The organism is Frankia nepalensis (assembly GCF_016786325.1).
Taxonomy (GTDB): Bacteria; Actinomycetota; Actinomycetes; order Frankiales; family Frankiaceae; genus Pseudofrankia; species Pseudofrankia nepalensis.
In genome coordinates this window covers 15,805-29,263 of record NZ_JADWYU010000147.1, presented here as the reverse complement: position 1 = coordinate 29,263, position 13,459 = coordinate 15,805, and the positions used below count along the sequence as shown (strand labels likewise).

The 13,459-nt window shown below is 70.9% G+C and carries 10 protein-coding genes and 2 pseudogenes; 7 read left to right on the top strand and 5 right to left on the bottom strand.

Going from position 1 to position 13,459, the window contains the following annotated elements:
- Window positions 1–21: 21 nt before the first annotated feature.
- Window positions 22–663 (bottom strand): TetR/AcrR family transcriptional regulator, encoded by a 642-nt coding sequence (locus tag I6A81_RS22990; RefSeq protein WP_203006177.1) that lies wholly within the window; start codon window positions 661–663, stop codon window positions 22–24.
- Between the two features lie 84 nt (window positions 664–747).
- Entirely contained in the window at window positions 748–885 is a 138-nt protein-coding gene (locus I6A81_RS22985; RefSeq protein ID WP_203006171.1) for a hypothetical protein, read from the bottom strand.
- A 1,017-nt stretch (window positions 886–1,902) separates the two neighbouring features.
- On the opposite strand from I6A81_RS22985, the gene I6A81_RS22980 reads away from it, so the two are divergent.
- Window positions 1,903–2,070, top strand: a complete 168-nt coding sequence (locus tag I6A81_RS22980; RefSeq protein WP_203006172.1) for a hypothetical protein — start codon at window positions 1,903–1,905, stop codon at window positions 2,068–2,070.
- Window positions 2,071–2,080: 10 nt separating this feature from the next.
- Window positions 2,081–3,127, top strand: a complete 1,047-nt coding sequence (locus I6A81_RS22975) for an aldo/keto reductase (RefSeq protein ID WP_203006173.1) — start codon at window positions 2,081–2,083, stop codon at window positions 3,125–3,127.
- Window positions 3,128–3,287: 160 nt separating this feature from the next.
- On the opposite strand, the gene I6A81_RS22970 is transcribed toward I6A81_RS22975, so the two are convergent.
- The gene (locus I6A81_RS22970) at window positions 3,288–5,789 is read right to left on the bottom strand and encodes a DEAD/DEAH box helicase (RefSeq protein WP_203006174.1); all 2,502 of its coding nucleotides are present in this window, start codon (window positions 5,787–5,789) and stop codon (window positions 3,288–3,290) included.
- A 110-nt stretch (window positions 5,790–5,899) separates the two neighbouring features.
- On the opposite strand from I6A81_RS22970, the gene I6A81_RS46285 reads away from it, so the two are divergent.
- The 3 genes from I6A81_RS46285 (at window position 5,900) to I6A81_RS22955 (ending at window position 9,492) form a co-directional block, all read left to right on the top strand.
- Window positions 5,900–6,733, top strand: coding sequence for a hypothetical protein (locus I6A81_RS46285; RefSeq protein WP_203006175.1), 834 nt, complete (start codon window positions 5,900–5,902; stop codon window positions 6,731–6,733).
- A gap of 108 nt (window positions 6,734–6,841) precedes the next feature.
- Window positions 6,842–7,261, top strand: a complete 420-nt coding sequence (locus tag I6A81_RS22960; protein ID WP_307874844.1) for a hypothetical protein — start codon at window positions 6,842–6,844, stop codon at window positions 7,259–7,261.
- 62 nt (window positions 7,262–7,323) lie between these two features.
- Window positions 7,324–9,492 (top strand): protein kinase domain-containing protein, encoded by a 2,169-nt coding sequence (locus I6A81_RS22955; RefSeq protein WP_203006965.1) that lies wholly within the window; start codon window positions 7,324–7,326, stop codon window positions 9,490–9,492.
- Window positions 9,493–10,504: 1,012 nt separating this feature from the next.
- On the opposite strand, the pseudogene I6A81_RS22950 reads toward I6A81_RS22955, so the two are convergent.
- Window positions 10,505–10,875 (bottom strand): annotated as a pseudogene (locus tag I6A81_RS22950) (IS6 family transposase); the annotation flags it as partial.
- Entirely contained in the window at window positions 10,875–11,411 is a 537-nt protein-coding gene (locus I6A81_RS22945; RefSeq protein WP_238430781.1) for an IclR family transcriptional regulator, read from the bottom strand. The pseudogene I6A81_RS22950 and the gene I6A81_RS22945, both read right to left, overlap by 1 nt.
- 250 nt (window positions 11,412–11,661) lie before the next feature.
- Between I6A81_RS22945 and I6A81_RS22940 the strand changes: the two are divergent.
- Window positions 11,662–11,892, top strand: a pseudogene (locus I6A81_RS22940) (alcohol dehydrogenase catalytic domain-containing protein); the annotation flags it as partial.
- 186 nt (window positions 11,893–12,078) lie between these two features.
- On the top strand, window positions 12,079–13,413 hold the full coding sequence (locus I6A81_RS22935; protein WP_203006966.1) for a sialidase family protein: 1,335 nt from the start codon (window positions 12,079–12,081) through the stop codon (window positions 13,411–13,413).
- Window positions 13,414–13,459 lie beyond the last annotated feature (46 nt).

The following is a 13,459-nucleotide window of genomic DNA, read 5'->3' as shown; positions in this document are numbered from 1 at the left end:
TGCAGCGACGTGCCTTCCGGCTCAGTCGGGCCGCAGGGCTCGCAAGAACAGCCGGACGGCGTCCTCCACGCGACGTCGCTGCTCTTCGGGGCTGTGCTGGATCCCGAAGGACGCCATCCGCGCCGGGGTTACCGCCACCATCCCGAGAAAATGTTCAGCAGCCAGGTCGGCGTCGTTCACCTGAATCGTCCCGGAAGCAGCGTGCTCACGCAACAGATTGGCGACGGCCTTCTGGCGTGGCCACATACGGTATGTCCGGCGAGCGACCTCGGGGAACCGATCCGCCTGCGCGATCGCCAAACGGGTGAGGGCGACCATGCGGGGATCGAGGACCCTGCGCACGGCTGACTCCGCGACCGCCAGCAGCGCGGCCTCAAGATTTGCGGGAAGGCTGACTTCTCCCGGTTCAGGGATTGGCCAGTCGGGCCGTTCCGTAGCCCAGCTAAGCACGGTGGCGAACAGTTCCTGCTTGCTGCGGAACCTCGCGTAGAGCGACTGCTTGGTCGTGCCGGCGAGCGCGGCGATCTCGTCCAGCGAGGTGGCTTCGTATCCTCGCTCCAGAAACAGCCGCAGGGCTGCCTCCTTGAGAGCCGTGTCGAGCCGTGCCGCCTCCGCGCTTGTCGGGCGCCCACTGCGACGGGCGGAGGTCGACGAGGATGCCATCACGTGGCCAGTCTGACAGGCTCCGCGGGACTTACAGGGAGTTACCCGCGCGAGATCTGAGCGTCAGACAGGGCGCCGAAGTGGTCACCCTACGTAGGAAGGCAACCGCGGGACATGAGGCGGTGCTGGGCCGGCGCCCATCGCCTGCCTGCCGTGCTCGCCGGCGATGTCGACGCTGGCCAGGCTGTACGCGCTGTTCTCGTCGGGCTCGAGCGCCGGCACGTCTGGCCTGTTGGAGTGACGGCACACCCGACCGCCGCCCGGGTCCCGCGGCAGGCCCGCGACCTCACCTTGCAGGTCGGCGACCGCCAGCCCGACAGGCTCCTAGGAAGTCCGGCCGGCTGTCGGGCGGAGCGAGGAGATGTCCCTGGCTATAGCCGATTCCGGCGTCCCGAACGGTGGCGAGTTCGCCGGGTTGTGCTGGTGGTCAGCGGGAACGCGGTCTGATCAGGCCTTTGCCAGGTGGCGGCTGATGACCAGGCGCTGGATCTGGTTGGTGCCTTCGAAGATTCTGCATGACCTTGGTCTTGGAAGATCGATATATACTTTGAACTGCGATGATGCCTCGGAAGGGGCGACGGTGGTTACGCGCTTCCCCGTCCGAGCCACGTGCTCGTGCGGGGCCGTGGGGAAGACCTCGACGTGCGTGGCCGGGCGCCGCCACGGGCGAGCGCGGCCTCTTCGCCGTCACGGGTCGTGTCCTTGTGCGGGACTCGACCAAGGCCGTCCGGCGGTTGGCCGTTGGGCCGTCGTGCCGCGGGGCGTTTCCTGAGGCCACGAGCTACGGCACTGTTGGTCCTGCGCGCCGAAGATCCTCGCGCCGGGTTTGGCTCCGTGGCCCAGGGCGGTGCTGATATTGAGCTCGTGAGGCGCTGGCCGTGGGGTTCAAGCCGGAGGGGAGAATCGAACCATTACCCCACCACCGGTCGTCCTGTCCGGGGAGTTCGTTCTCGCGGCTCATCCCTGAACACCGCGTTGCCGGCCAGTCCTCTTCCTTGATCCTTTTGTGCCCCGCCCCGCGGACGCTCTGGCCAGGCAACCAGTCCGACCCAGCCCTACCGGACCAGCTCGGTGCGACAGCGCCGGCCAGCGAAGGCCCGCCGGTGGCACGTCAGCGAACGGGACGTGAATTGTTGTGCCCGCCGGCTGGCTCGGTGGTCGTCATCGACGTCCCCGGTCGCTCCGCGACGTCGGTGTCCGGGCTGGTCAACGCCGTGATGGCGACGGCTGGGGACGCCGTTGGCGGGACCGCGGTGGCAGGTCCGCGCGGCGGCGCTCGCCGCGTTGGGCCGCTTCGCCGACGCCCTGCCCGCGGCCGACCGGGTCCGGCTGCGGCTCGTCCTGCCCGCGGGAACGGAGGAGGGGGCGGCCGCTGGGCGCGCCGCGATAGCGTGCCCGCTGACCTAGGGGAGTGTGTATGAAGTACCGCAAGTTTGGTCGAACCGGCGTCGAGGTGAGCAGCCAGTGCCTGGGCGCGATGATGTTCGGGGTCATCGGCAACCCTGACCACGACGAGTGCGAACGCATGATCGGCCGGGCGCTCGACGCCGGGATCAACTTCATCGACACCGCTGACATCTACTCTCGTGGCGAGAGTGAACAGATCGTCGGCCAGGCGGTCAAAACGCGACGCGACGACGTGATCATCGCGACCAAGTGCTTCAACCCGATGGGCGCGGACCGCAACCAGCGCGGCGGGTCCCGGCGATGGATCATGAAGGCGGCCGAGGACAGCCTGCGCCGGCTCGGTACCGACTACATCGACCTGTACCAGGTTCACCGGCACGACTGGGACACCGATCTCGAGGAAACTCTCGGTGCGCTCACCGACCTGGTCCACCAGGGCAAGGTGCGATACCTCGGCTCGTCGACCTTCCCGGCGGACTGGATCGTCGAGGCGCAGTGGGCCGCCCAGCGTCGCAACAGCGAACGCTTCGTCAGCGAGCAGCCGCAGTACTCCATCTTCGCGCGGTCGGTGGAGCAGGCTGTGCTGCCGGCCTGCCTGCGGCACGGCATCGGGGTGATCCCGTGGAGCCCGCTGTCCGGGGGCTGGCTCACCGGCAAGTACCAGCGCGGCCAGGCCGAGCCGGCCAGCTCGCGGTACGCCGCCGGTAGCGTGTTCGCCCAGGGCCGTACCATCTCCGGCAATCCGGATTCCGAGGTCAGGTTCGACGCGGTCGAGGAACTGTCGAAGATCGCGGCGGCGGCCGGCCTCTCGCTCACTCATCTGGCGCTCGCGTTCGTCGACCGCCATCCGGCCGTCAGCTCGACGATCATCGGTCCCAAGACCCTTGAGCAGCTCGACGACGTGCTCGCCGCCGTTGACGTCGTGCTCGACGACGCCACCCTCGACGCGATCGACAAGGTGGTGCGCCCTGGCACCGACATCGCCGGCGTCTTCCACATGACCGGGGACCCGTCACTGCGTCCCGAGCTTCGTCGCCGGCTCGTCACACAGGCATGAAGCACGTCTGGCGCCGTGTGGCCGGATCGGTCGCAGACGGGCGCGGCGCGGTGTGCGCTGGGCCTGGTGGGCGGCGGCGCTGACCGGCGGCCGAAGGCCGTGGCCGCGGCCTCGGTCGCCGAGGCATCAGGTCGACGTCGCCCGCGAGGTCGAGACCGCGCTAGCGCGTGTCCGCCGGTTCCGCGGCGCGGCCGGGACGCCGACCGGCCGCGGCGAGCAGCGTCGGGTCGAAGCCGTCGAGGCCGGTGACGGTGAGCGCCACGGCGTCGCCGGCGCCGTCAGCGAGGAACTGGATCAGGTTCGCCCAGGCCAGCCAGGAGGCCCGGCGCCGCTCGCGGGTCGACGCCTCGTCGGCGGTGCCCGGGCCGACCCCGACGGCACCCGGCCCCGAGCCCGACCCGGTGCCGATCGCCTCGGGGCCGTCGTCGACGAGGACGAACGCGGAGAACACCCGGGCGGCCAGCCCCGCCCGGTCGTCGACGACGAGGGTGACGGGGCAGCCGGCGTCGTCCCGCGCCCGGATGACGTTGATCTTCCCGGCTCCGGCGGGCAGCGGCGCGCCACGCAGACTCGCGCCGATGGCGGCGGCGGCTCCGCTGCCGTCGGCGGCGAGGACCCGCTCGACGCCGGGGGTCCGCAGCAGCCCGCCGAGCGCGGCCTGGGCGCGCACCCGCCACAGGCTCGGGTCGGGGTCGGCGAGGAAGGCGAGCAGCTGGTCGACGGGGTTGACCCAGACGAGCCGGTCCAGCTCGTCGGCCGGCCGCGGCGGGCTCGTCACCGCGCGGTAGTACACCTGCGCCTGCTCCTGGGCCGGGCCCTGGTAGGGCGGCCGGGGCGGCGCCGGCACACCCGCCGCCCTGGCGCGCCACTCCTCGACGTCGTTCCAGGTGAGCTGGTAGACCCACACCCCACGGGCGCGCAGCGCGCTGTGCCTGTCCGCGTCGTCCGCGAGCTGGTGGCGGCCGGCGCGTGCGTCATGGCCGAAGCCGTCCAGGTAGACGACGACCTGGACCGGCGGCCCGCCGAGGCGGGTGAGCTGCACACCCGCCCGGCTGGCGGCCACGCTGGGCCTCAGCCGCATCCGCCAGTGGGTGACGCTCCTGGCCGGGCCAGCCAGGCGCAGCTCGGCGACCCGCGTCCCGTCGGGGAGGTCGGCCTCCATGGTCACCGTGCCGGGGGTGTCGGCGCGGGCAACCCAGGCGCGCAGGCCGTCGAGGAGACGCGTCCGCGGATCGCCCTCGAACGCGCCGCGCGGCGAGCGCCCGTCGGTGGGGGCGGAGCCCCCGCCGACGGTGGGCGTCGCGGCTGCCGTCGCTTCCTCGCCGGACAGGGACTCGGCTGACAGGGCCGCGCCTGGCAGGGCGTAGTTCGGCAGCAGGCCCAGGTCGACAAGCGTCGCGTGGGCCGCCGCGCGGGCGGGGTCGCCGCCTGGCCGTGCCTCCCACGCCTGTTCCGCGGCGGCGACGGCCTCGGCCAGCCCGGCGACGGCGTAGGCGCGCAGCTCGGTGGCCGCGTCCTCGCCGACGAACGAACCGCCTTCGGCGTGGAGCTCGCCGCCGTCGTCCCCGACGGCCGCGAACAGGGCGAGGAACCGCTCCACCTTGCCCGCCCCGGCCGTGAGGGCCGCGGCGGTGAACTCGGCGAGCCAGCCATCCGTTCCGAACAGCGCCCCGGCGAGGCGGGGCAGTGGGCGCGCGCCCGCCAGCCGACCTCGGGCGGCGAGGTCGACCAGGTGCGCGACGTACTGGCGGCGCAGGATGTCGATCGCCGACAGGAACGTCGCGGGCGGGGTGCTCCCGCGGTCGACCGGGAACGCGGCACGTGGCACCGGGTCCGGACCGGGCAGCGACGAGTCGCGCCCGGCGGGCACCTCGTCCGGTGCCAGCCGGTTCTCGCCGACGACGGCGCCCGGCTCGAACGGGACGCCGAAGATCTCCTCGGCGAGGGCGCGGATCGCGTTCGCCGCGTCCTCATCGACCGTGCCCGCGCCGAACGTCCCCGCGCCGAATGCCGCCGACGTCACCACCGGGCACACCAGCCCCAGCGGTCGGCCGGGTCGGGCAGCGGCGGTGACGGCACCGAGGCGTCGCAGCAGCATCGCGATGTCGGCGCGTCGCGCGCCGTCCTCGAGGTGGATCTCGTTCAGGACGGCGTAGGCAAGGCTCTTCGACTGCCACAGCGGGACGTCCTCGGGGCGCTGCAGCAGCCGGTCGAGTATCGCGCAGGTCGTGATCAGGACGTCAGGGACGGCGCGGCGAATCGCGGCGTGGTCCGTCAGCACCCGGCGGTAGTTCTCCGCCGAGGTACCGCCGAGGTAGAGACCGGCGGTGACGGAGGCCAGCGCCTGGCCTTGGAGGAATCCGTCGAGGCGGCCCGCCTGGCCGGTCGCCTGGGTGCTCGTCGGGCAGAGCAGCAGCGCCTTCACACCCGGCTGGCCGGCGGTGCTCGCGAGCCGGCAGTGGTCGAGGACCGGGACGAGGAACGCGTCGGTCGTGCCCGGGCCGGTGATGAGCACGGTCGGGCACGCCGGTTCGTACTTCGTCGAGAGACGCTCGAACGCGACCGCCTGGTGGGCGTCGGGCGTGAGGCCCTCGGGGATCCAGTCGAGGTGCTCCCGCCAGCCGCCCTCGACCAGCGAATCGGACGCCGCCAGCGGCTCCACCCCGCATCCCCTTTCGCCGCCGTTCAACCGTCGTTGACCGCCAGGACCAGGCAGCGAAATGGTACATACCGTCCGAGCGCCCCGGCCTGGCGGTCGACGGAGCCGGCAACGTGTGCATCGCGAACCCGCGGAGGTCGGGGATAACCGCGATCAGTCCGGACGGACAGGTGCCGCGGGAGTTCGTGACGCCAGGGCCCGACACGTATGTCACCAACATCTGCTTCGGCGGCCATCTGCTTCGGCGGCCTGGACGGCGACACCGCGTTCGTCTGCTCGGCCGGACGGGGAGTTCTTTACTCCCTCCAGTGGCCCTGGCCAGGCCTTCGTCTCAACTTCGCGCGCTGAGCGCCGACGCCGGACCCGACACCGCCCGGCTGCTGGCCATACGCCTGCGCGGGCAGTGTTCCGTAGACGGCTCTGGCTCAAATTCGGTGGTAACGCGGAGTCACCGCACACCGCAGCCCCGTGCGTGCCGCGTATGTCGGATATCGGCTCGTTTGGAGATGTCGCCGTGGCGGTCGAGGGACTCGGAAACGATCACCAGGCATCTGGTTCGGTCGTGTTCGCCGCCTGCCGCGTCGACTGCGCCTGCTAACAGACGGTCACCACCGAATTCGAGCCAGAGCCCCGTAGACGGTGTTTCCGGGGGCTTGATGAGTAGGTCTCGGCGGACGGCCTCGCCGGATGTCCAGCCGATCCTCCAGCTACGAACAGAGACCATGGGATGGTCTCCCGTGCGACCCTGGAAGGCGCCCCTTCATGTCCGCCAACGACGCGCATGCCAAGGCGGCAAGGCCCTGATGGTGAGAATCGCGCGAGACGTAGGCACCGGGCTCCCGGGACCGCGGCCGGGGCCGAAAGGGCGCCGAGCCGCGGCCGCGGTGCTCCGACGGGTGACAGGCGGAACCTCGTGGTCGGCACGGATGCGTCCACGCGTGGGCTGACCGCCGCCGTGCCGCGGCCGCGGATCGCTCCGGAGCGCCGGATCGTCTATGAGGCAGCAGCAGACGCGGCCTGTGTCGGTGGTTGACCCGCGCGGCTAACCTGCGGCCGTGAACCCGTTGCTGCGCATGCTTCTTGGCATTGGCTCGGGCCGGCTACCCGAGCGACTGCGCGCCGAACTCGCCGCCGAAGGGCTGGTCCTGCTGGAGGAGGAATTGACCGGGTCGGTCACACGCCGCCGTTACCGGGCACCGGGCGAGTGGTCGTCGTGGAGCAAGGAGGCCGCCTCCGGCGCTATCGCGATCACGGCCGGACGTCTGGTGGTCTGGGCCGGCCGGTTCAAACACATCGACGTGCCGCTGGCCCATCCGATCCGCGCCACGATCGAGGTGGTGGTCGACCGGCCGGGCCGAGTGTGCTTCGCCTATGACGCCGGGACAACCAACCCGTCCCGGTCCGGTCGAGTGGAGGTCCGGCTGCGCACGGCGCAGGCCGGCCGGGTCGCCCAGCTCCTGGCCGCCGACGAATGAAGGAGAAGGTCATACTGGACGAGAAGGGAGCATAGCGGCTCCGGTGAGACGGAGGACTCGTCATGGCGGATGCCGCCGGGGTGGAGCCGCTCGAGGACGGCGATCCGACGGAGGTCGGTTCGTACACGCTGTCGGGCCGGCTTGGTGTTGGCGGGATGGGCAGCGTCTACCTCGGCCGCTCGGCCGAGGGCCGGCCCGTGGCGATCAAGGTGATCCGGCGGGAGTTCGCCCGCGACCCTGATTTTCGCGCCCGTTTCCTGAGCGAGGTGCAGGCCGCCCGGCGGGTGGCCAGGTTCTGCACCGCGGAGGTGCTCGACGTCGACATCGAACGTCCGGAGCCCTACCTGGTCACCGAGTATGTCGAGGGACCGACGCTGGCGGCGCGGGTGCGCCAGGATGGCCCGCTGCCGCCGGCCGAGCTGGAACGACTGGCGGTCGCGGTCGCAAACGCGTTGACGGCCATCCACGCCGCCAACGTGATCCACCGTGATCTCAAACCCGGCAACATCCTGCTGTCGCCGTCCGGGGCCAGGGTCATCGACTTCGGGATCGCTCGCGCGATGGAGTCCGCGACCGTGCATACGTTGGGCAGGATCGTCGGGACGCCCGCGTTCATGGCGCCCGAGCAGGCTCTGGGCCTCGAGCTGACGCCTGCGGCGGATGTCTATGCGTGGGGTGGTGTGATGCTCTACGCGGCGACTGGCCGTAAACCGTTCGGCGACGCGGCCACCCCGGTGGTGCTCTACCGAGTGGTGCACGACGAGCCGGACTTCACCGGCCTGGACGACGGGTTGCTGCCGCTGGTGAGGCAGGCCATGAGCAAGGATCCGGCGGCCCGGCCGAACGCCCACGAGCTGTTGCCGCGGCTCGTCGGCGGGTCGGCGGTCCAGGCTGGTGCCGCCCGGCCAGTCGCGCCGGTCGCCCTTGCCGCGGGTGCTCTCGTGGCGCCCGCGTCGACCCCGTGGACCACGGCTCGTCCCGAAGCCGAACGCGGCACGGACGACCAGCCTGGCGCGGGTTACGGCCTCGCCGGGAGTTCCGGTGACGGTGTCGTCGGGACGGCGGTCGTCACGAACGACCAGGTCCCGCCGGCGGGTGTCCCGACCGCGGCAACGTCCTCGTACCCGCCGGCACCAGGAAACCCGTGGTCCGAACCGAACCGCGGCGCCGCTGGCGGTCGCGGCCGGGTCAGCCGCCCGCGGGGCGGGTCGCGGGACCGGCGCGTGGCGGTGCCGGTCGCCGCGGCCGTCGCGGTGGTCGTGGCGCTGGTGGGCGTGGTCGTCGCGCTCGACCCGTTCGGTCGGCGGGACGGAACCAAGCCGACCGTCACGACCAGTCAGAGCAGTGATGCGGTCAGCCAGGCCGGCGAGGTCGAACAGCCGGCTTCGGGCGGGCCGGCGGGCAGCGGACCGGGTGCCGCCGAATCGTCCGGCGGCGCGCGCACCCAGCCGGCGCAGCCGCGGGACTGGTTGGTGTTCAAGCGTTACGACGGCGACAGCTCGATCAACGACAGCCCGATCGTCGTCGTCGACCCCGACGGCAACCAACGACAGATCGGCACTGGCGACAGTCCGGCCCTGGCGCCGGACGGCAGCCGTGTCGCCTACGCCACCGTGGACGGGCAGATCGTGACCGTCCGTCCGGACGGAAACGACCAGCGGCAGCTCACGAACCTCAGCGACCGGGCGGCCGAGTATCCGGCCTGGTCACGGGACGGCACGCGGATCGCCTATTTCCACAACACCGGGGGGCTCTACCTGATGGGCACCGACGGCGCGGGCGGGCGCCGGCTGGCCGACGTGGACGGGCTCGAACCGTCCTGGTCACCGGACGGCGGCGAGATCGTGTTCCGTGACCCGGACCAGCAAACGCTGAACGTCGTCTCGACCGTCGACGGATCGGTGCGTGTACTGACCGGGACACCGCGTGCCGGCACGATTCCCGTCGAGCCGTCGTGGTCGCCCGACGGAGCAACGATCCTGTTTGGGACCGCCGCCGGCGGGATCTACGCGATAGCGCCTGACGGCACCGGGCTGCGCGAGCTGGCCGGTGTGCACGCCTGGCATCCGACCTGGTCGCCCGACGGTCGGGTGGTGTTCGTCAGGGACGCCGCCGTGGACCGCTTCTTCGCGACACGCGGGCCGGTCGAGTCGATGAAGGCCGACGGGTCGGACGGCCGGCCGGTGGGCTCGATCATCGCGAGCGGCCCGGTCCACTGGGCGCGCGAATAGTCGGCTCGCGCGCTTGGAGGACTCTGTTGTTCTACGCGGTGACGCTGCGACGCCGAAGTCGAGTCTTGCGAGGTGGCTGGCCCGGGCCGGTCGAGCGGCGTGCCGGTCCACCAGGCGTCCAAACCTGATCAGGTTGAGGGCGGTGGCGGCGACCTCTCCCTCGTCGTCGGAGGTTCCCCGGCCGCGCCGGCCGGCACCGGCCTCGACTGGTCCGGGTGGGCCGTCCGATGACGAGTTGCTGGCGTGGGCGCGGCAGCACCAGCGCCAGATTTCCGCGCCCCGCCGGCCGGGTAGCTGCGCCTGCGGCATCGGACAGGGGACGGGTGACCGCGGGCCCGAGCGTCGCCAGACCTCTTCTCAGGCCGTCCGGTCGATCCTTCCGAGCGCGCACTCGACGCCGCTGATGATGTCGTCGCGGGACCAGCCGATTTTCGGCTTGTCGGCTTCGGCGCCGGGTTGGAGTAGTCCTGTTCGCGCGGAGGATATGCCGGTGACGGCCCTGTCCCGGGTGCTGGTGAAGGTGACTTCGATGGTGTAGCTCTGAGCGGTCTGGGTGGTGTTGGTGACGACGACGACGGCGGTGGGGAGGCCGGACTCGTGGTCGACGGCGCAGGACGCGAGCCACGCCTCGGTGCCGGGAGGCGGAGTCAGGCGTGTCGCCGGGGGTGTGTCCGGGTGGACTCCGGTTGAGGGCCGTCGGCGGCCGGGGGCGGGGGTCCGTGATGTCGGCTGGCCAGTTGGCGGTGTTCGCCTCGGGGTCGCGCGGTGTCGTTCCCCCGCAGCCGGCGCCGAGGAGTACCAGGAATGCGAGAACGGCGCCGAGTCCGAGTTGCGGGACGCGGCTGGCTGGGCGGGGGCCGCGGACAGGTTGCCGGCGTCGGTGCATGGGATGTATTCCCAGTCTCGGAGGTGGGTGTTTCCGGTGATGCTTCGGTAGCTGACGTCGACGACGGCGTCCCAGCCGTCGGTGTCGGGGATGGGCGCGGGTGGCGGCTGGTTGCCTGGTCAGATGGCGGGCCGCGGCCAGGTCCCGCTTCTCCGAGGCGAGCACGTCGATGACCTGGCCGAACTGGTCGATTGCTCGGTACAAGTACGTCCAGCGACCGGCGACCTTCACGTCTCATCGGTGAACCACCTGCTGCCCGGGCTGTGGCGGCTCGGCCGGGCGGCGTCGATCAGCGACGGGGTGAACCGCTGCAACCACCTGTAGATCGTGACGTGGTCGACCTCGAGGCCGCGTTCGGCTAGTAGTTCCTCGACGTCGCGGTAGGACAGGGCGAACCGCAGGTACCACCGTACCGCCAGAACGATCACCTCGGGTGGGAAGCGGAACCCGGCAAACTCCGAGGCCGGGACCACAGGTCGTACACGCCGACGACGCACTACTCGATCATGCCTGACCGGCCAGCTTGACCGCCGTCCCCAGCGAACGCAACAGTGCCGGTAGAAGTCGGCGAGGGCGCCCGTGATCGCGGCGCGTTCGAGCCATGCCGCCACGGTGTCTTCGCCGGCCCAGGCCATAAACACCGCCCCGATCGCGGCGAGTAGCGGCGAGCGGTCGTCGGGGCAGCCGATGCTGGCGGCGCGTGGTTCCGGGCCGCGTCGGGCGACGAGATGACGTCCCTGCCGGCAGTGGCGCTGACCCCCACCTCCGCACCGAGTTCGGCGGCGAGCACGCCGGCCTGCTCGATCGAGGTTTCGATGGCCGGGTGCTGTTCGAGGGCGGCGAAGCCGGTCGCCGCGAGGGCCGGGCCCAAGACATAGGTCCGGTGCACCGGGTCCCGTACGACGAACCCGAAGTCGCAGAGCACAGCCAGGGTGGCGTGCGCCGAGGCGATGTTCATTCCGAGGTGCTGGACCAGCTCGCTGATCATGAAGCCCCGCGACGGGTGCGCGGTAGCGAACCCCGACCAGGTCATGGGCTTGACTCCAATACGAGCTTTGCTATAGCAATACTCTATGGCGCTTTATCGGGACGTGTCGTTGTGGGCAGCGACGATGGTGACGCGGGGATCGGTCTGGATCTCGCCCAGGGCCCTGGTCTAGGCAGTCGGGATGGATGCGGTCCCGCAGCCGCTCGAAGGGCGCCATGGCGCGCGTCCTCGCCGTCGAGGCCGCTCGCACCTGCGATCCGGCGGGGTCCGCGACATGGCTGTGACCGGTTCTGCCGTGAGCCGTGCCGTCGTGTTCAACGGGGACGAAACCTGGGAGCTACGCGAGCTCCCGGTGCCGGACCCGCAGCCCGGCGGGGCGGTCCTGCGGGTGGAGGCGACCGGTCTGTGCCACAGCGACGTCGACCATTTCCGCAGCCACGTCCCCACCTCGTGGGGCGGTGCGTTCCCCTCCATCGCCGGCCACGAGATCGTCGGCCGGGTCGAGAAGACAGACCTGGCCGCGGCCCGCCTGGACGCGCCGCTGTGTCCCGTCGCGACCACCCGGGTCTCGCGGTTCTTCTTTATAGCAGATTCCGAACGGACCCCCATCCCACTGCAGGAGTTCGGCGGCGCGAGGGGCCGACTCGCCGAGCTCTTCGGACCGCCAGCAGAGAGCTGACGGAACCGTGCGGAACGGAAAGAAAGGAAGACCATGACGTTGTTATCGGGTCGATCCAGGGCGATAGTGTGCGGAATCGCACTGTCAGCGGTGGCTGTTTTATCTGTCACCTCTGTCGCCCAGGCGGAGCCAGGGAAACCAGTCCGGGAAAGAATCCTTGAGATCAACATGACCAACACGCCGGATCTCAAGGAGGGACAGCCGGCAGTCGCCATCAACCCGAAGAACCCCAGGAATCTGGTCTTCACCTCGACGGTCTTCCAGCCGCATCCGGGTCTCTATCCCATCGGGGAGTGCTTCCTCGCCTACTCCCAGGACCGGGGCCAAACCTGGACGCGGGTGCCCTGGCCCCTCGGCGACCGGCCTCAGTGCGGCGAACCGAACGTTGCCGTCGATGCCAAGGGAACCTTCTACATCCTCAACAATCAGGTCGGCCCTGACTCCACGGCCAACCAGACGAACAGGGTCGTGGTCTCCCGGTCGCTCGACGGCGGCCGGACGTGGTCCGGCCCGGTGACGACGCCGCTCGTGCTCAGCGGCGCGCCGAAGCTACGCGTGGACACCGCGACCGGCAAGGTCTACGCGGTGGGCGGCCTCCAATGGCAGTACCCGAGCGCGGTGTCCGTCAGCGCGGACCGCGGTCAGACCTGGGGCTCGCCCAGGCTGATTCCCGGCCCCCAACCCTGTGTCGTGGTGTCTCCGCAGGCTCCGCCCGCCTGCGGCTACCCAGGTCGTGAGCTCGCCGTCCACGGCGGAATCCTGGTCTCCGCGAGCCAAGAGAGCGTAGTGACGCTGCACGTCAGCCGCGACGACGGGCAGACCTGGACCGACCTCCCAGTGACCGGCGGCAACGGGACCCCGGTCCCGGCAGGAAGCGGACCGCTCCTGCCGGTCCCGCAGCAGCGAGGTGCTGCCGACCCCATCCCCTGGGTATCGGCCGACCCATCACAGTCCGGGCGATTCGCCGTCATGGTCCCCAGGGGCGGCAACCTCGAGGTATACGTCACCAAGAATGCCGGTAAGACCTGGACCGGACCAGCCGTGATCGCCGCCCCAGATGCCCAGCGGCCGTGGATGGACTTCGGCCCGAATGGCTATCTGGGCGTGATGTGGAGGACATCCGCGGTCGACGCGTTCTCCGTCGTCTCCTTCGATCACGGACGATCGTTCAGCGCACCGGTGAAGGTGAACCGCGAAACCGAGCCGGCCGCGCACGCTGGACCTCCCGGTGACCGCTGGTCCTGGATCGCCCTGGACGACAACTACGCCTACGTCACCTGGTCCGACGGCCGAGACAACGACCTGACCGAACTGGACGCGATCTTCAGCCGGGTTCCACTTAGTCTTTACCGCAAGCCCGGACGCTGAGCCGGCGCTCTGCCTGGGCCGGCCGGGTCGACCTGCGAGTCCGGGT